The 19,128-nt window shown below is 45.0% G+C and carries 16 protein-coding genes; 8 read left to right on the top strand and 8 right to left on the bottom strand.

Features of this window, described 5'->3' with window-relative positions; translation table 11 throughout:
• Window positions 1–129: 129 nt before the first annotated feature.
• Window positions 130–576: a DUF805 domain-containing protein gene (locus ACZ5XY_RS02615; RefSeq protein ID WP_464742699.1), complete on the bottom strand. Its 447-nt coding sequence runs from the start codon at window positions 574–576 to the stop codon at window positions 130–132.
• 168 nt (window positions 577–744) lie between these two features.
• Window positions 745–3,348 (bottom strand): bifunctional aconitate hydratase 2/2-methylisocitrate dehydratase, encoded by a 2,604-nt coding sequence (gene acnB / locus ACZ5XY_RS02620; RefSeq protein WP_464742701.1) that lies wholly within the window; start codon window positions 3,346–3,348, stop codon window positions 745–747.
• Window positions 3,349–3,783: 435 nt separating this feature from the next.
• On the opposite strand from acnB, the gene lipA reads away from it, so the two are divergent.
• The 6 genes from lipA (at window position 3,784) to ACZ5XY_RS02650 (ending at window position 10,026) form a co-directional block, all read left to right on the top strand.
• Complete coding sequence (lipA, locus tag ACZ5XY_RS02625) at window positions 3,784–4,830, top strand: lipoyl synthase (protein WP_464742703.1); 1,047 nt, start codon at window positions 3,784–3,786, stop codon at window positions 4,828–4,830.
• Between the two features lie 205 nt (window positions 4,831–5,035).
• Window positions 5,036–5,968, top strand: a complete 933-nt coding sequence (locus tag ACZ5XY_RS02630; RefSeq protein WP_464742705.1) for an alpha/beta fold hydrolase — start codon at window positions 5,036–5,038, stop codon at window positions 5,966–5,968.
• Between the two features lie 134 nt (window positions 5,969–6,102).
• A complete protein-coding gene (dapD, locus tag ACZ5XY_RS02635; protein WP_464742707.1) occupies window positions 6,103–6,930 on the top strand; it encodes a 2,3,4,5-tetrahydropyridine-2,6-dicarboxylate N-succinyltransferase in 828 nt (275 codons plus the stop codon).
• A gap of 138 nt (window positions 6,931–7,068) precedes the next feature.
• On the top strand, window positions 7,069–7,815 hold the full coding sequence (locus ACZ5XY_RS02640) for a radical SAM protein (RefSeq protein WP_464742709.1): 747 nt from the start codon (window positions 7,069–7,071) through the stop codon (window positions 7,813–7,815).
• Between the two features lie 93 nt (window positions 7,816–7,908).
• Entirely contained in the window at window positions 7,909–8,988 is a 1,080-nt protein-coding gene (locus ACZ5XY_RS02645) for a multidrug resistance efflux transporter family protein (RefSeq protein WP_464742711.1), read from the top strand.
• Window positions 8,989–9,327: 339 nt separating this feature from the next.
• Window positions 9,328–10,026, top strand: a complete 699-nt coding sequence (locus ACZ5XY_RS02650; protein WP_464742713.1) for a trimeric intracellular cation channel family protein — start codon at window positions 9,328–9,330, stop codon at window positions 10,024–10,026.
• Between the two features lie 90 nt (window positions 10,027–10,116).
• Here ACZ5XY_RS02650 and recJ read toward each other — a convergent pair whose 3' ends face one another.
• On the bottom strand, window positions 10,117–11,925 hold the full coding sequence (gene recJ, locus ACZ5XY_RS02655; protein WP_464742715.1) for a single-stranded-DNA-specific exonuclease RecJ: 1,809 nt from the start codon (window positions 11,923–11,925) through the stop codon (window positions 10,117–10,119).
• A 257-nt stretch (window positions 11,926–12,182) separates the two neighbouring features.
• Between recJ and ACZ5XY_RS02660 the strand changes: the two genes are divergently transcribed.
• Entirely contained in the window at window positions 12,183–12,701 is a 519-nt protein-coding gene (locus tag ACZ5XY_RS02660; protein ID WP_464742717.1) for a hypothetical protein, read from the top strand.
• A gap of 96 nt (window positions 12,702–12,797) precedes the next feature.
• Here ACZ5XY_RS02660 and ACZ5XY_RS02665 read toward each other — a convergent pair whose 3' ends face one another.
• The 3 genes from ACZ5XY_RS02665 to uvrB form a co-directional block, all read right to left on the bottom strand.
• Complete coding sequence (locus ACZ5XY_RS02665) at window positions 12,798–13,175, bottom strand: hypothetical protein (protein WP_464742719.1); 378 nt, start codon at window positions 13,173–13,175, stop codon at window positions 12,798–12,800.
• A 161-nt stretch (window positions 13,176–13,336) separates the two neighbouring features.
• Complete coding sequence (locus ACZ5XY_RS02670; RefSeq protein ID WP_464742721.1) at window positions 13,337–13,930, bottom strand: hypothetical protein; 594 nt, start codon at window positions 13,928–13,930, stop codon at window positions 13,337–13,339.
• Window positions 13,931–14,112: 182 nt separating this feature from the next.
• The gene (gene uvrB, locus ACZ5XY_RS02675; RefSeq protein ID WP_464742723.1) at window positions 14,113–16,227 is read right to left on the bottom strand and encodes an excinuclease ABC subunit UvrB; all 2,115 of its coding nucleotides are present in this window, start codon (window positions 16,225–16,227) and stop codon (window positions 14,113–14,115) included.
• Window positions 16,228–16,647: 420 nt separating this feature from the next.
• Here uvrB and dps point away from each other — a divergent pair, with 420 nt between their 5' ends.
• Window positions 16,648–17,151 (top strand): DNA starvation/stationary phase protection protein Dps, encoded by a 504-nt coding sequence (gene dps / locus ACZ5XY_RS02680; RefSeq protein ID WP_464742725.1) that lies wholly within the window; start codon window positions 16,648–16,650, stop codon window positions 17,149–17,151.
• Window positions 17,152–17,262: 111 nt separating this feature from the next.
• Here dps and ACZ5XY_RS02685 read toward each other — a convergent pair whose 3' ends face one another.
• Window positions 17,263–18,324 carry a cation diffusion facilitator family transporter gene (locus tag ACZ5XY_RS02685; protein ID WP_464742727.1) on the bottom strand — a complete coding sequence of 354 codons (1,062 nt, stop codon included), beginning with the start codon at window positions 18,322–18,324 and terminating at the stop codon, window positions 17,263–17,265.
• 114 nt (window positions 18,325–18,438) lie between these two features.
• Window positions 18,439–18,987, bottom strand: coding sequence for an acyl-CoA thioesterase (locus ACZ5XY_RS02690; protein ID WP_464742729.1), 549 nt, complete (start codon window positions 18,985–18,987; stop codon window positions 18,439–18,441).
• Window positions 18,988–19,128: the final 141 nt, after the last annotated feature.

A 19,128-nucleotide genomic window follows, 5' to 3' on the forward strand; every position in this document is an offset into this window, starting at 1 on the left:
TAGTGATATGCCAAAGCTTACGCAGGGTTTATGACAGGGTAATGAAAAATTTGGAAATAAAATAAGCAGTCGCCCATAAAAAAACCCCAATCACTTTAATTCAGGGTTTTTTATTATAAGGCTAAATCTTTAAACCTGCCTTGCCGGAGCGCCCCAACGGTTCATTTCAGGCTTGGTGTCGCTTGCCAGCCAAATAATTAATAAAATAGCGCCAATTAAAGGAACAAGCCCAATGAGAATCCACCACCCTGAGCGGCTGGTATCATGCAATCTACGAACCGTCACCGCAAGACTTGGTAAAAAAAGACCTAACGCCACTAAAATATAAAACAGCCCTATACCAGAATCAAAAATAATTCCATCTAATATCATGGCAATGATAGTTAAAACAAGTTGCACAAGATAAAAATACCAATACTCTTTTCGGCGAGCGCGACCTGAAAAATTAGCATAATTGCGCAGCCCCTTTTGAAACCACTCTAAAATACTGTAGTCATCTTCAGCGGCACGATTATTGGGCGGTAAACTTTGCTGATTTTTAGTTAGGTTTAAGCGGCTATCTCTAGGGTCAATCATAGAATTCTCTAAAATACAGGGTAAATATACTTTTCTAATTTTGTTAACGAAAGTTTATTCTATATATATTTTGGCAAGAACTCAATAAATGTTTAAAATATAACTTTTAGCAACATAAAAAAAGCCCCGAACTAACATTCGAGGCTTTTTACTTTTTAAGAGCCAATTTTACGCCAATTGAGCAACATCAATCTTATCTGCTTCAGCGGTATAAGTTGCCATTTGGTCAAAATTCATATATTTATAAATCTCGCCGCCCATGCTGTTAAGCATTCCAGCATACTGCTGATATTCAGCATTGGTTGGCAATTGACCTAAAACAGCAGCCACAGCCGCAAGCTCAGCGGAAGCCAAATAAACGTTTGCGCCCTGACCTAAACGGTTCGGGAAGTTTCGTGTTGAGGTTGAAACTGCCGTTGATTTTGGCGCAATTCGAGCTTGGTTACCCATACAAAGCGAGCAGCCTGGCATTTCAGTTCGCGCGCCGGCTTGGGCGTAGATGTTGTAGTAGCCTTCATCCATCAATTGACGCGCGTCCATTTTGGTTGGCGGCGCGATCCAAAGCCGAGTTTTCAAGCTTCCTGCAGGAACTTCTTGCAAGAGTTTTCCTGCCGCGCGGAAGTGACCGATGTTGGTCATGCAAGAACCAATAAATACTTCATCAATGTGGTCACCTGCCACATCCGATAAGGTTTTAGCGTCGTCTGGGTCGTTCGGGCAGCACAGAATCGGCTCTTTAATCTCGCTCATGTCGATGACCATATCGATGGTATATTCGGCATCGTCATCTGCGCGCATCAGGCTTGGATTGGCAAGCCACTCTTGCATCGCTTCAATTCGGCGGCTGATGGTTCGGGCATCACCATAACCTTCAGAAATCATCCATTTAAGAAGCGTGATATTTGAATTCAAATACTCTTTTACCGACTCTTCAGAAAGGGTAATGGTACAACCTGCGGCACTTCGCTCAGCAGAAGCATCTGACAATTCAAACGCTTGCTCAACGGTTAGATTTTCTAATCCTTCAATCTCAAGGATGCGACCGTTAAACTCGTTAATTTTGCCCTTTTTATCAACGGTTAAATAGCCTTCTTTAATCGCTTGATAAGGAATGGCATGAACTAGGTCGCGTAAGGTAATACCCGGCTGCATTTCACCAACAAAGCGAACGCGAACCGATTCTGGCATGTCCAGCGGCATGACGCCCGTTGCTGCCGCAAATGCCACAAGACCAGACCCTGCAGGGAATGAAATCCCCATTGGGAAGCGGGTGTGTGAGTCGCCGCCCGTGCCAACGGTGTCCGGAAGCAGCATTCGGTTCAGCCATGAGTGAATGATACCATCACCTGGTCGCAAGCTGATGCCGCCGCGGTTCATGATAAAATCAGGTAAGGTGTGCTGAGTTTCAACGTCAACTGGCTTTGGGTAAGCAGCGGTATGACAGAATGACTGCAGCACCAAGTCCGCTTGGAAACCAAGACAAGCCAAGTCTTTTAATTCATCACGAGTCATAGGGCCGGTGGTATCTTGAGAGCCGACCGTGGTCATTTTTGGCTCGCAGTACATTCCAGGGCGAACGCCCTCTAAGCCGCAAGCTTTGCCAACCATTTTTTGCGCTAAAGTATAGCCGCGACCCGTATCGACTGGCTCTTCAGGTTTGGCAAAGATTTCAGAGTGACCCAATCCTAAGTATTCGCGGGCGCGATTGGTCAAACCGCGACCAACAATAAGCGGAATTCGACCGCCAGCGCGAACTTCGTCAAGCAGCGTTGGTGAGTTGAGTTCAAACGTTGACAGCACTTCATCAGAATCATGCTTGGTGATTTTGCCATCGTACGGATACAAATCAAAAACATCGCCCATCTCAAGTTTTTCAACATCGACATTTTCAATCGGCAATGAGCCTGAATCTTCCATGGTGTTAAAGAAAATCGGCGCGATTTTACCGCCCAATACCAAGCCGCCGCCGCGTTTGTTAGGAACATTTGGAATGTCATCGCCCATCAACCAAAGTACCGAGTTGGTTGCTGATTTTCGGCTTGAACCGGTTCCGACCACATCGCCAACATAAGCCAGCGGGAAGCCTTTTTCTTTTAATTTTTCAATAAATGCCATTGGACCACGGACGCCTTCGACCTCAGCGGTGATGCCATCGCGTGAGTTTTTGTGCATTGCTAGGGCATGCAGTGGAATGTCCGGACGGCTCCAAGCATCTTGCGCTGGTGATAGGTCATCGGTGTTGGTTTCACCCGTGACTTTAAAGGTAGTATAAGTGGATTTTTTAGGAACTTCTTTACGCGAGGTGAACCACTCAGCATCCGCCCAAGATTGCAACACTTCGCGAGCGCAAGCATTTCCGGCTTCGGCTTTTTCAGTCACGTCATGGAACGCATCAAAAATAAGTAAGGTTTTTTTCAAAGCGTTAGCGGCATCTTGCGCTACTTCTTTATCATCAAGGGCGGCAATCAATGGCTGAACGTTATAACCGCCTTGCATTGTTCCTAAAATTTGAACGGCTTTTTGCTTGGTGATAAGAGGGGACGTTGCCTCACCTTTTACAATGGCTGCCAAAAATGCGGCTTTTACATAAGCGGCTTGGTCAACGCCTGGTGGGATTCGGTTTTCAAGTAAATCCATCAAAAAGGCATCTTCACCGGCGGGAGGGGTTTTAAGCAGCTCAACCAAATCAGCTACCTGATGCTCGTTTAGTGGCAGAGGAACAGTCCCTAGCTCGGCACGTTCTGCGACATGTTTACGATAAGCTTCTAACACGATAGTCGTCCTCTTAATTGGTCATCGCGCATCACGTGGGGGCTTAGAATAAGCGACCTTCTGATACGCCAGATGGATAAATTATGAGTAATAATATAACGCAATTGGGCTCAAAAGTTAATGACCTACCTGCCAATTCACGCCCATAGCCAACATTTATTAAAAAAATAGATGGTATTTTTAACCAAACACCTAACGAAAAACAACCAAACCATTTAACAATCATCAGCTAAAAAGACGTAAATCGTCTCATTAAAGGTAAAAAATAAAAATAGGTATTATCAAAATTTTATTTAGTGATGATTGCTACTTGAAGGATGAAAAATAAGTCAGATATTGTTATACTTCAAGTCACTAAATTTGCTTTCCACGCTCTTATCAGCCCAATTCTCCCCGATTAAAACCTTTTTACTAATAAGGACTTAGGATAAGTCTATGACTTCATTAGCCGTTCAAACGCACGTTCCTGCCCCAAAGCCAAAACCTAAAAAAGCCATTCAAGGTGAAAAGCTGCGCGGTTATGACAAAGTTGCCAAAATTCCGATTAAAATCATCCCAACCGTTGAGGCGAAAAAAAAGCCGGATTGGATTCGGGTAAAAATGTCCTCGCCTGCTGAAGTCACGCGGATTAAAGAAACCCTTCGCGAGCAGCGCCTTTATACGGTTTGTGAAGAAGCCGCTTGCCCAAACTTGCCGCAGTGCTTTGGTGATGGTACGGCGACCTTTATGATTATGGGTGATATTTGTACCCGCCGCTGCCCGTTTTGTGACGTGGCTCACGGTCGCCCAAACAACCTTGACCCCGACGAGCCGCGCCATACTGCCGAAACCATTTTAGGGCTTGGGCTAAAATATGCGGTAATTACCTCCGTTGACCGTGACGATTTAAAAGACGGCGGCGCCGCGCATTTTGTTGAGGTGATTAATGAATCCAAAGCCTTAAGCCCAAACTGCTTAATTGAAATTTTGGTTCCCGATTTTCGCGGTCGCATGGACATCGCCCTTGACTTATTAACCGAAACGCCGCCGGACGTGTTTAACCACAACATCGAAACCGTACCGCGCCTTTATAAAGCCTTCCGCCCCGGCTCTGACTATCAGCACTCGCTTGATTTATTAAAAATTTACAAAGCGCGCCGCCCTGATATCGCTACCAAATGCGGCTTTATGGTAGGTTTGGGCGAAACTGAAGAAGAAGTTTACGCCCTGCTTGATGACTTAAAAGCGCATGATGTTGATATGATTACCATTGGTCAATATCTGCAGCCAAGCAAAAACCACGCCCCTGTTGAGCGCTACGTTCATCCTGACGAGTTTCAGCGCTACATGGACTACGGCAAAAAGATTGGCTTTTTTAGCATTTGGGCAGGTCCTATGGTGCGCTCAAGCTACTTTGCTGACCGTCAATACTACGGCGAGGATTGCCCTGCGCCAATCCGCAGTAAAAAAGCGCTTGAAGCGGAAGGCAAATTAGGCTGCTAATTTAGCTGGTATGTTTGCTAAAAAGAGGTCGCGTTGACCTCTTTTTTTGTTTTGGGCGATTTTTGTTTCAAGCTCTTTTTTACTGGATAAGTAAATTATTACAGACAGCGCTTTTGGGAAGCCTTTATAATGGTGGGTATTTTTTTGAACATTTTAAACCTTGGATAACTATTTTATCGTGGTTCACAATAATAGGAACAATAACGTGACGACCAATAGCCCCATTACCTCATCAGACCAAGCCCATCAGCTTTATCATACTTTTTATGACCCAAAATCATCGGTGAAAGCGACCTTACTTATCGTTCACGGCATGGCAGACCACAGCGGTCGCTATCAAAAGTTTGCGCAGTTTTTGGCAGACAATGGCATTGCCGTCGCCACTTATGACCAATTAGGTCACGGCAGAACGATTAAATCACGCGAGGAGCTTGGCTTTTTTGCTTTACAGCATCCGATGCAGTCGCTCTTAAAAGACGTCATCATTATGGCAGACCGCTTAAAAGCGCGCCATCCGAACGTTTCGCATTTTATTTTAGGTCACTCGATGGGGTCATTTATCGTTCGCACGGTGATGAAGCATCACGCTCAGGATTTTGCCGGTGCAATTTTGATGGGCAGCGCCGACAGCAGTTTGTTATCTAAAGTCATGTTGCCTATCAATGGTATTCTTGCCAAAGCGGCGCCTAAAAAGCCCAATACCTTTTTTGCAGATATGATGAATGAGATGTTTAACCGCAAGTTTGGTCGCAAAATTTCTAAGTCCAAATTTGCTTGGCTTAGCGAAAATGTGCAAAACGTGAAAAATTACGATGCCGACCCGTTGACCGGATTTGCCTTTACCAATAACGGCTTTTTGACTTTATTTGCGTTGATGCAAGCCGGACTCAATAAACACTGGGCAACCACGATTAATAAAAACTTTCCCATGCTGTTTGTTAGCGGCGAGAACGACCCCGTTGGTAATGGGGGTCGCGATATCAATCGCGTGGTAAAACGACTACAAAAACAAGGCTTTAATCATGTCGATAAACGATTGTACCCGAACATGCGCCACGAGCCGCTTCATGAGCAGCATTTTGAGGTCGTTTATCACGATATTTTAAATTGGCTCAACCTCATTATTAACGAAAAATAGGCGCAATTGTAACATGACGCTAAAGTTGCTAATTGCCTGTAAATTGGCGATAATAAAGCGTATTTATTTTAGATTGCAATAACGCGCTGTCTTAACCGTTAAATTACAATAATTAAAAAACCAAAGGACAAGTTATGCCATTACAACTACAACAAATTATTGATGCGGCATTTGAAAATCGCGGCGATTACAGCCCAAGTTCCATGCCGCAAGACATTCGCGATGCCATTGAGCAAGTGCTTGCAATGCTTGATAATGGCAGCCTTCGCGTTGCCGAAAAAAAGGACGGCGCTTGGGTGGTTAACGAATGGGCAAAAAAAGCGGTATTGCTCTCGTTTCGTCTGCATCACAACTACGTCATGCCCGCAGGCGACCACGTTCAATATTACGACCGCGTTCCGACCAAATTTGCCAATTGGTCAGCCGAGCAGTTTAAAGAAGCTGGCATCCGCGTCGTGCCGCCCGCCGTTGCCCGAAAAGGCTCGTATATTTCGGCAGGGGCGGTGCTTATGCCCTCATACGTGAATATCGGCGCATTCATCGACCAAGGCGCGATGGTCGATACTTGGGCAACGGTTGGCTCGTGCGCGCAAATCGGCAAAAACGTGCATTTATCCGGCGGCGTTGGTATTGGCGGGGTTTTAGAACCGCTGCAAGCCAATCCCACCATCATTGAGGACAACTGCTTTATCGGCGCGCGCTCCGAAATCGTCGAAGGCGTCATCGTCGAGGAAGGCTCGGTCATCTCGATGGGCGTTTATATTGGGCAATCAACGCGAATTTATGACCGCGAAACGGGCGAAATTCATTATGGTCGCGTGCCAGCAGGTTCAGTCGTCGTTTCTGGAAGCCTTCCTGCAAAAGATGGCAGCCACAGCTTATATGCCGCCATCATCGTGAAAAAAGTCGATGCCCAAACCCGCGCCAAAACTGCCGTTAATGAGTTGCTGCGATTAGATTAAGACTAAAACCGTTAAGTTGTTATAAAAAAGATGCTAAGCAATTTGGCATCTTTTTTCTATTATTTTTCGCGAGCCGCTCGCAGTTTTATTTTATTTCTTTATAATTTATTGATTGCTAATTTGACACCTAGATTGATTATGACTGAGCCATTGCTACGAACGCCAAGTATTCCGACCACTGACCCTGAAGCGGGATTAAAAATTACCGAGATTTTTTATTCCCTTCAAGGCGAAGCGCTGACCTCGGGGCTACCAACGATTTTTGTCCGGCTGACCGGCTGCCCTTTGCGCTGCGTTTATTGTGATACTGAATATGCGTTTAGCGGCGGCACGCGGCAATCGCTTGATGCGATTATGGCAACGATTCAAAGCTTTCCGTGCAAGCGTATTTGCTTAACCGGCGGTGAGCCGCTTGCTCAGCCAAACGCCATCGCCCTTATGAACCGCTTGCTAATGGAAGGCTTTGAGATTTCCTTAGAAACCGCAGGGGCACTTTCGGTTGCCGACGTTCCGACTGCGGTCAGCAAAGTTATGGACATCAAAACGCCAAGCTCGATGGAGTCTGATAAAAATTTGTGGTCAAATTTGGATTATTTAACCCAAAATGACCAGTTAAAATTTGTCATCATGAACCGCGCTGATTATGAGTGGTCGCGCGACAAACTTCGTGAGCACAATTTAGACAAACTTGTGGGAACGGTTTGGTTTTCGCCAATGTTTAACGTCGCCGAGGAAATTGACGCGAGCAATGTAGATGAGTTAGTCGCTCCTGAAGTGCCCATACTCGCGCGCGAGCTTGCCGAATGGATTTTGGACGACGCCTTGCCCGTTCGCTTTCAATTGCAGCTTCATAAAATCATTTGGGCAGATGCCAAAGGCAAATAGCTTAAAGTCAAAGCTTAATTTAGAGCCTAAAATCAAAACTTAGAATCAAAACTTAAAAAACATAAATCGCGCAAAACCGCAAAAAGGTAGCCCATGGTCAAACTGATTTTATTAGGACTGTTAGCCGGAGCGCTGTTTAGCTCGACGTTTATTTTAAATGAGCTGATGAGCGGTGCCGGCGGTCATTGGTTTTGGTCGGCAAGCTTGCGTTATGTTTTTATGTGGCTGATTTTGACCGTCATTATCAGCATTCAGCACGGCTTTGGTCGAATTAAAGCTTTATTTGCCATTTTTTTTGAGCATTGGCAATTTTGGTGCATCACCGGAACGATTGGCTTTGGGCTATTTTATAGCGGAATTTGCTACGCCGGTGACCACGTTGCCGGTTGGGTGGTTGCCGCGACGTTTATGTTTACCGTGGTGACCAGTCTTTTGGTCTTGGTCGCCTTTGGTCAACGCTTTGCCAAAAAATTTATTGCTTATGCGGTTCTGGTTTTTATCGGCGTGGCGCTGGTCAACATCAGCGAAGGACTTCGCGCCTCAGATGCGATTGACGCGACTGCACCCATGAGCGAGATGCTGCTTTTTGGCGCCCTGCCGGCGCTTTTGGCAGCGTTTTGCTACCCGATTGGCAATCAATTGGTTTGGCAAGTGTCTTATAATTCTCGCAATTCTCGAAAACGCATCCGCAAAATCCGCGAATTAACAGCAGCAAATCCTTTAAACGAAAACCTCCAAACTGAACCTACTACTGAAGAACCTTTACTAACTTCCCCACTTGCCCGCCTTATTGCCAAAGTCCCAAGCATTGACACTGACCTTTTGCAAAACGCCTTTAACAAAGTTTGGCTGATGACGCTTGGCAGCTTGCCATTTTGGATAATTTTAGGAGTTATTGTTCGACCTGATACGCCAAGCGCCTCGCAGATGTTTAATACCCTACTGGTGGCGCTGCTTGCCGGCGTTGGTGCGACCAGTATTTTTTTCTTTGCTCGCGAGCGCGCGGTAACCTCAAGCGAAGTTGCCGGAGTTGACTCCACCCAAGCCAGCGAAGTGGTGTTTGCCTTAATTGGCGGAATTATTTTATTAAACAACGCTTTGCCCTCCTTTATGGGCGTTTTTGGCATTGTTCTTATTATTACTGGCTTAATCTTATTTGCCAAAAATGGTTAACTTTTGCCAAATTTACCTTTATCCTTATTTTTATTAAAAAAAGCTTTGCAAATGCCAAAATATTGATTAAGCTTGCAGTATGCCGACAGGTGCCCTCCGCCTGATGGTCGTAAAACGCCGTTCGTCCCCATTCAGGGTCACGGCTATGATTGCCCCCAACCTTTTTTATCTCTACTCCTTTGGGCGTTTTGTTCAAAGGTTTTTCACGTGAGCCAATTTGACAAGAGTACTTTTGTCATTGCTTTTGCTTGGCGCTTTGTGCCGTTTGAGCATTAGGATTTTTGGCTTTAAAGATTTTGGGGCGCGCTTTTTGGTTTATTTTGATGAGCTTATGTTGCCATGATTCCCATTCATTTTGCCTCGCAGCTGCCTGCGGCGCTCACCCCTGATTTTATGATGCGTTTTGAGCCGACCTCGTTTATGTTTTGGCTTGAAATGTTCGGGATTTTTGCCTGTAGCGTTTCAGGAACGGTGCTTGCCAAACATCATAAATTTGATATGTTTGGCTGTATTTTGGTGGCGATGATTACCGCCATCAGTGGTCCTACGGCTCGTGATATTATCCTTGACCGCTATCCGCTGTTTTGGATGGTCAATATGAATTACTTAGTGATTATCACCGTCACTTCCATCGGCTTTCAGATGTTTTGTAACCCAAAAGCGCGCCACGTTGAGCCGCTACTCAAATTATTTGATGGCTTGGCACTGGCAATTTTCACCTTAATCGGTATTCAAGTGGCGCAAGAAATGGGCGCAAATATTCCGATTTGTATTTTGATGGGCGTGCTGAACATTCTATTTGGCGGTGTTATTCGCGATATGCTTTGTAATGAAATTCCACTGGTGTTGCAGCGCGAAATCTACATCACCGCAGCAATTGTTGGCGGCGTGGTTTATTTTGCCATGCAAGGCTTTGGAATCACCAACTGGATTACCGAAGCGGTCACCATGCTGATTATTTTTGTCATTCGCATGCTCGCGGTTCATTACGATTGGCGCTTTCCAGATATTAGCTTGGTGAAACGACCACAAGTTTAAAATTTTTGGAAATTTCTTGAAAAGTAAATATAAAAAAAGAGGAGCGCAAAACTCCTCTTTTTTATGGTCTTTTTTTATTTAGAATAAAGCTTAACTACAATTAACCACCGCCAAATCACGAATCATTAATTGCAAGCTTTGGTTGCCGCGCCACTCATTAATGTCCAATTCAAACAATAAATGAACGTTTTGCGCGCGGTAATCCCAAGCCTGACTGTCATAATTAAAACAAATCGCTTCAATTGGATATTGAACGTCCGGATAGCGTAGGCTTAGCTTTAAATGCTTGTCTTTTAACACTTTAAAATTAAGCACTTCAAAAATACCATCAAAAATAGGCTTGGCAAACCCATGACCCCAAATGCTGGCATTATTGATAAAATCGGCAAACGACAAGCTAAAATCTTGCGGCAACAATTTGCCATCAGTCAAAGTTTGCGGCGTAAAAATGGCGTCATCAATATCATTCATTGCCGCGTTAAACACTTCGGCAAAGGCGTCAAAGTTTTTGCGCTGAATGGTCAATCCGGCCGCCATCGCGTGACCGCCAAAATGGCTAATCAGCTCTGGATGACTTTCAGCCACATTTTCAATGGCATCGCGGATATGAATGCCATCAATTGAGCGCGCTGAGCCTTTAAGCAAGTCATCTGCTGCTGTTTTATTCACATCCGCCGGCGCAAATACGATACTGGGTAAATAATAACGCTCTTTTAACCGCCCTGCGACAATGCCAATCACCCCTTGATGCCAGTTGGGTTGGTATAAAATTAAGCTGCGATTGCTGTTATTTTGCGTTTTATCGTTGTTGCTGCTTTTTGAGGGCTTACTTTCCGAGTCATTGCTTTGAGAGTTTGAGTCTTGGCTATCGAGCGCTTCCACAATCAGCGCGGCTTCCTCACGCATTTTGCCCTCAATTTGGCGCCGTGTTCGGTTTAAGGTGTCTAATTCAAATGCCAATTGCTGCGCTTTTTGCCAATCATCGGCAAGCAAGCACTCAATGCCAATTCGCATGTGCTCAATTCGACCAGCAGCGTTAATTCGAGGCCCTAAAATAAAGCCAAAATCTTGCGCTTGCAGCTTTTCAGGAGCGCGGCTCGCTTGCTCAAGAAGCGCCAAAATCCCTAAGCAGCAACGCTTTTGCCGAATGGCATTTAGCCCATGATGAACCAAAATGCGGTTGTTTTTATCCAAAACGCCAACGTCAGCAACCGTTCCAAGCGCCACCAAGTCCAAATGCTTGCTGACTTGAGCGCTTGATTTTTGCGCGTCACGGCGAAGCTTTGCCAAGCGCCCAAGCACATAAAACGCCACGCCAACGCCAACCAAAGCTTTGCTTTGAAACGGGCAGCCAAGCTGATTGGGGTTCACCACCGCTTCGGCGTCGGGCGTTGGTTTGGTGGTTAAATGATGGTCAGTGATGACGACTTTGACGCCCGCATCATGAGCACGAGCAACGCCTGCGGTACTTGAAATGCCGTTATCCACAGTGACGATTAATTCAGGTTGGTGCAGCTCAACCGCCAAATCAACAATCTCAGGGGTCAGACCATAGCCATATTTAAAGCGGTCGGGAACGATAAAATCAACGACTGCGCCCATCTCTCGCAAGACGCGAATCATAAGCGCGGTACTGGTCGCGCCATCACAATCAAAATCACCAACGATTAAGATTTTTTGCTGAGAATCAATGGCGGCATCTAGCAGCGCAACGGCGTCATCAATCCCTAATAAATCCTCAGCAGGAAGCAGCGCGGCAAGCGAGGTTTCTAAATCGGTAGGGGCGGTAATATCGCGGCTGGCATAAAGTCGCGCAAGGGTCAGCGAGCGCTCAGCAATGGGCTGCAAAGCGTCGGGAAGCACCAAATCGGCGCTAAATCGGGGAGTTAAGGTTAGCATGGGGCTATTTTACTTGTAATTGTTATGCAGCTCAACGACTCTTTAGCCTTTGATTCATTTAATTTTTTTGGCAAAACTTAGCTATCGAAACTTACGATTTTTACAAAACCTGACTTTAGCCTTGTGCCGATTTGTGGTTTGATACAAAGCGATGCTGAAATAAGCCTGCCAGCTTTTTAAAATAACTTTTATAAGCTGGCTTTTATAGGATAACCTCGCAATAATAAGCAAAACCGTCATTTAATAAGGATAATAATATGGAAACAACTCCGTCAGTTGAAAAATTACCAAAAACCATTGACCCCAATTTAAATTTGGATGAAGTCAAAAAAGAATGCCAAGAACTGGTTAAAAAACGCGCCAAAGTTTCGGCGGGTGTTGCCATCGTTCCGGTGCCGTTTTTTGATGTGGCGGTTGACGCCGGAATGCTCACCACCCTACTTCCTGAAATCAGCGAGCGCTTTGGTTTGATTGAGGGCAACGAGTCGGCGATTGATTTGCAATCACGCGAAGTTCACTGGAAAGCGCTAAAAGACCGTGCGGTAGATTTTGCAGGGCTTATGGCAACTCGCGGAATCGTTAAAAAGACCATTCAAGGCTTTGGTGGTCGCATTGTTGCCAAGCAAGTGACCAAATTTATCCCGCTTGGCGGTCAAATGGTGGCAGCAACGATGGGCTATATGATTTTTAGAAAAATTGCCTTTGACCACATCGACCAGTGCTACAATTTAGCCAAAGACATTCAAAAAGAACAACATGCCAAAACTGTGGCGTAATGGACTTAAACTAAGTTTTTAAAATAATAGCTTTTAAAAAATACAATCATAAAAAAGCCAGCAATTAACGCTGGCTTTTTTGGCAACTGATTCTTATTAATGATTATCAGTTGTTGTTAACACTTCTGGCTCAACCGTTGAGGAAAGCGACAACACTTTATTGCGAAAATACTCGGACTTACTTTCAATAACTTTGTCCACATCTTTGATTAATTCTTTAATAGAATCATCATAAACGCCGTGATTTAGCTCGGTTTCAAAGGCGGTAAAGGGGTGCTTTCTGGTCGCTGAGCGCACATCGGTGATGCCATTTTTGGTGTAAAAAATATCAACGCGACCGTCGCTGTTTAAAACGCAGTTTAATAAGCCGCCCTCAACCATTAATTCGACGCGCTCAGGCATAAAAATATAATCAGCAACATCAACCAATTCTTTTTCAACGCCGCGTAATAGCAATGATTTTACATCAAACATAGTGACCTTCCTTAAAGTTATAATATTTTATCCAAGTTATTATTTTTGCCAAAATCTTGTTGTTCTGCTATCCATAGTACAAAAGCTTGCCGCGTATTTTAAGTGAGAAAGTGTAAGGCTACGTGAAAGAACGTTTAAATTATCCCTAAAATCGCAATCAGTTAATCCATCACTTCTACAAAATCATCATTTTGCCACTCAATACGAAACTGCCGTTCAGGAACAAGCAGTTCGCCATCTTCAAACGCTTCAGGATGCGACCGAAAATTGGGAATGGCTCGGAACTCAAGTCCTTTGGCGGATAATTCATACTCAATAATTTCCTCGCTAAAGGGCGCATAAAGCAGTACCTCAAAGCTGTCTTTAATTTGCTGGTTGCGACCAAGAAGTAAATATTGAATCGTACTATGGCTATGGACGCTACCACCAAGCGGACCTTCTGAGGTCACATCAATCACCCAATCGCGGTAGCCATCTTGGTTAAAATCGCGCGCAAATAACGGAATTAGTTTAATATAATAATCTGCTCGGGCATCTTTTGTGGTAGGCAGTTGCTCAAAACAAGCAAATTCTAATTTGGTCGCCGTTTTGGGATTGGGATTTGGAAAACTGCAAAATTCTTCTACTAAATTAGTAACAACTGACTTTGGAATGTTAGGCGCTTTTGGCGAATAGCTTGCCGCGATTGCTTGATTTGCCAGCAGCGCTATCCCCAAACTGGCAACAAAGGCAATTGCTTTTACTAAGGTGGTCATGATTGCCTCCATTTGCTGATAGCTCAGTTTTTTTATGCATCCATTCATCTAATGTAGCAAAAAAAGTGTTCATCATTGTTAGCTAAGCTCATGAGTTGCTTATCAATCCTGTTAATTTAGCAAAAAAAACGGTCTGAGCATCCTCAAACCGTTTTTTATTCAAGCTTTTATAAAATCTAAAGCTACTGGACAATATAAGCTTTTAGCTCAAGCACTTTATCACGAGTTTTAGCGGCTTCTTCAAATTTTAAATCGCGCGACAGCTGCTGCATTTGTTTTTCTAAGCGCTTGATTTCTTTAACCAATAAATCAGGGCTTCGCAAGATGCTGATATCGACATCCGGCAAATTGCTGCTAATAGCAATGCTTTGGTTGTCGTTGGCGTCCAAATCCTCGCCGGTGTCAATCTTATCGGTGATGCTTCGGCGAGCGCCACGCGGGGTAATGTTGTGCTCAATATTAAAGGCGATTTGCTTTTCGCGGCGACGCTCAGTCTCCTCAATGGCTTTTTCCATACTTGGGGTGATGCGGTCGGCGTACAAAATGGCTTTACCGTTTAAATGACGGGCGGCGCGACCAATGGTCTGAATCAAAGAGCGCTCCGAGCGTAAAAAGCCTTCTTTATCAGCATCAAAAATCGCCACCAGTGACACCTCGGGCATATCAAGACCTTCTCGAAGTAGGTTAATCCCGACCAACACATCATGGACGCCGGTTCGCAATTCATGAATGATTTGCATCCGCTCGACCGTGTCAATATCTGAGTGCAAATAAGCGACTTTGACGTCGTATTCTTTTAAATAACTGGTCAAATCCTCCGCCATGCGCTTGGTCAAGGTGGTAATCAAGACGCGCTCATCAAGCTCGCGGCGTTTGATGATTTCGGACAATACGTCATCAACTTGGGTTAAAACAGGGCGGATTTCAATTTCAGGGTCGACAAGTCCCGTTGGGCGAACGACTTGCTCAACAATTTGCTCGCTGCGTTCAAGTTCATATTGCGCAGGGGTTGCGGTCACAAAAATGGTCGCAGGCTTGATGCGCTCCCATTCTTCAAACTTCATTGGTCGATTGTCCATGGCGCTTGGCAAGCGAAAGCCATAGTTCACGAGGTTTTCTTTTCGTGATTTATCGCCTTTATACATCGCGCCAATTTGCGATACCGTCACGTGCGATTCGTCAATAAACAACAAAGCATCGGGCGGAATATAATCAAACAAGGTCGGCGGCGCTTCCCCTGATGGTCGCCCTGATAAATGCTGCGAGTAGTTTTCAATGCCGTTACAATAGCCTAACTGCTGAATCATTTCCAAATCGTACTGGGTGCGCTCTTTGATGCGCTGAGCTTCAATCAGCTTATTATTATCACGAAAATAATTCAGCCGGTCTTCAAGCTCGGCGCGGATAGTTTTGCTCGCCTCTTCAAGCTTATTTCTTGGCGTTACGTAATGCGATTTGGGATAAATGGTAATCCTTGGCACACTGCGAACCGTTTTTCCGGTTAACGGGTCAAACCACGTTATTTTTTCAACCTCGTCATCAAATAATTGAACGCGAACGGCAAGCTGTTCAGATTCCGCCGGATAAATATCAAGCGTCTCGCCGCGTAAGCGATACGTTCCGCGACCAAAATCAAGCTCATTTCGGGTATATTGCAGCTCAACCAAACGCTTAATCATCGAGGTTCTGTCAATTCGGTCACCGACGACGATATGCAAAAGCATGGTCAAATAGCTTTCGGGGTCGCCCAAACCATAAATTGAGGACACCGACGCCACGATAATGGCATCTCGGCGCTCAAGCAGCGCTCTTGTTGCTGACAGGCGCATTTGGTCAATATGGTCGTTAATCGCGCTGTCTTTTTCGATAAAGGTATCGCTTGCGGCAACGTAAGCTTCGGGCTGATAATAGTCGTAATAACTGACGAAATACTCGACCGCATTGTTGGGAAAAAACGCCTTAAATTCGCCATAAAGCTGAGCGGCTAGCGTTTTGTTATGCGCCATAATGATGGTCGGTCGCTGACACTCGGCAATCACTTTAGCCATGGTGTAGGTTTTCCCCGACCCCGTCACGCCAAGAAGAAGCTGCTCATCCATGCCAGCGTTGACACCTGCGACCAGCTTTTTAATGGCTTGCGGCTGGTCTCCTGCCGGCTCAAAATCGGTGACCATCTCAAAGGCGCGGCTTGAAATTTGCGTTCCTGAGGCATTGACACCGGTAATTTCCGCCTCCCCTTGCAATTGGGTGGCAAGCTGATTTAACTGTCGTGACGACCGTGGTTCTGGCATTCTCATAAGCAGCTCTTTTTATTGATAACTATGGATAATTTATAACAATTTTGTGATAACAATATGGGGATTTTGGTGCCAATTTAAAGGGAATTTGGCACTTTAAAGGCGTAAGTTTCGCCGCAATTTCCCCTTGTTTTTAGTCTTCTTTTTATTCTTAAACTAGCAAAACTCTAGGGGTTAAACCTCCTATTTGATTTGACTAATTACAAAGCTTTGCACAGTTAACAAAGCAATTACACGCCTACCTCACAAAGCCTAAATCAGGCTCTAGACTCAGATTGTGCTCATGTTAAGATAGGTTTTGCAATGACCGATTGGCAATGCGCTGAGCTTATAATTTTGTTTTAGCGATAACTTTTAAATAAGCAAAATCGATTGTCAATTTGAACAATAACAACAAATAAATAATAACTGGAGAAAATAATGAGAGAACGCTATGCAAGTGGAATCGATGACGACACCGCAAAAAAAATGTCTGAGCTGTTAAATGCCAACCTTGCCAACGTCATTGATTTGACCTTAGACGGTAAACAGTGCCATTGGAACTTACAAGGCTCTGGATTTATTGGCGTTCACCAACTTCTTGATGATACTGCTGAGCGTATCCGCGAGGTATCAGACGCCCTAGCTGAGCGCATTGTCATTTTAGGCGGTGAGCCAGACGGTCGCGCCAGCCGCGTGGTCAAAAACTCAATTTTAGAGCCGTACCCAACGGACATTGCGACGGTAGAAGAGCATGTTCGCGCCCTAACAGGTCGCTACAAAAAAGTTGCCGCAAAACTGCGTGAAGCCATTGATACAGCAAGTGAAGCCGGTGATGAAGATACCGCCGACTTATTTACTGAAGCCAGCCGAATCATTGATAAAGATGCTTGGTTCATCGGTGCCAACGCGCCAAAAGAAAACAGCTTTGACAACAAAAAATAAGACCTTAGGCAATAAATAAGTTTTATCAAAGTTTGAATAAGCCAAAAAAAGTCGCCTTAACTGGCGGCTTTTTTCATCGGTTAAAGATTTGATTAAATTTTTCAACACCCGTTAAGATTTTGACGGCGTTAAAGTTTTCGCATTAGGAACTGACAGCGTTAAAATTGACTCTTGAAATAAGGGATTGGCGCGAAATTCATTTTCAATCTCTTCAAATTTTTGTGCTAAATGTTGCTCCTGCTGGTTTCCTGCAATATCTACCGCTGCTACCATAAATATCTTCTGGGGTCCTACCCATTCTAAATGCAGGTAAGACACGCTGTCAATATCTGGCTTTGCAAGCAACGCTTTTAACACATAGTCATGCATGTCATCAGAAACTTTATGACCCACCAAAAAATCACGGTTACGGCTGATTAAAAATATCGCAATCGCGCCAAGAAGTAGCCCGACGATGATTGAGCCTAGCGCATCCCAAAACGGCTCGCCCGTATATGCATGAAGCCCCATAGCAATGGCAGCAATCACCAAGCCAACAACCGCTGCCAAGTCCTCAAAAAACACCCCGCGAAGGGTCGGGTTTGAGGTTTCAACCACATAACCTAGCGCGCTAACGTTTAATTTATCGCCATGCTGCTTACTTTGTCGGTAAGCTTGAACCAACGAAAAACCCTCAAGCACAAACGCAATCGCTAAAATGACAAAGCCGATGGTGTAATTGGTTTCGGTTTCAACCGCATTCCATTCTTTAATGCCGGTATAAATCGACACCACCGCCCCTGCCATAAACACGCCAAAGGCGGCAATCATTGACCAAACATACGATTCTTTACCATAGCCTAACGGGTGGCTTTTATCAGCAGGTTTGACCGCTTTTTTTTCAGCAACGATAAGCAGCGTGCCATTTCCGGTATCCGCCCAAGAGTGCGCCGCCTCGGCAATCATTGATGCCGACCCCGTCATAAACGCCGCCACCGTTTTGGCAATCGCAATCAGCAAATTTGCTCCCACCGCAATCAGTACCGTCACCAGTGAGCTTTGCGGCTTGTGAGGGCTGTTGTCCTGAATGCCCTCCCCCCGCGAGCGCGGTGCTTGGCTTTGTAGTAGGCTGGATTGTTGATAAGCCGTATCAGGGTCAGTATTTTTACTTTTAGCAGTTAGATTTTGGCTCATAATGGGTCGTGGTCTCGATTCACTATCAATACCTATAGCCTAAATCATCTTTCGTAACTGTGCAGTAGCGCTTTGGTGGCGCAAGCGTTAATTCAAACCAAAGCCTGAATTTGCCTACTCCTCTGAAGGTTTGCTGCCAAGCTCGCCCACCATCGTTGAAAAATCACAGCTTGGACGACGCGCGCGCTCCATATAAAACTTACGCCGGTCAAGAGCAGCATCAAAGCGGCACTGCTGAAGCGGCGTTTTGATTTCAAGCGGCGGAATGGCGGTCGGCTTTCGGTTTTCATCAACCGCGACCATGGTAAAATAGCAGCTGTTGGTATGGCGAATGGTTCGCGCACGAACGTCTTCGGCTTCAACGCGAATGCCAATCTCCATTGACGTTCGACCAACATAGTTGACGCTTGCTGCAAAAGTGACTAGCTCACCTACGTAAATGGGCTCACGAAACATCACTTGGTCAACCGACAACGTCACCACATAGCTTCCGCTATAGCGACTGGCACAAGCATAAGCGACTTTATCAAGCAGCTTTAACAAGTCGCCGCCGTGAACGTTGCCAATAAAGTTTGCCATGTCCGGCGTCATCAACACCGACATATACAATTCATGGTTAAGCGGCGCTTTTTTGGCGTTGGCTGAGTTATTCTGTTGAACCATAGCAATCCTTTCGTAACAGTTGAGCGATTTTTTATCAGTGTAGCGCAGATTGCTGAAGATTTGGGAGAAGTATTTTTGCAATTTTCTTAAAAATCTCATTTTTTAAAGCGAATTTAAGCTTTTTTTAAAAAATAATCTTAG

Source organism: Psychrobacter sp. GTC18467, assembly GCF_055397455.1.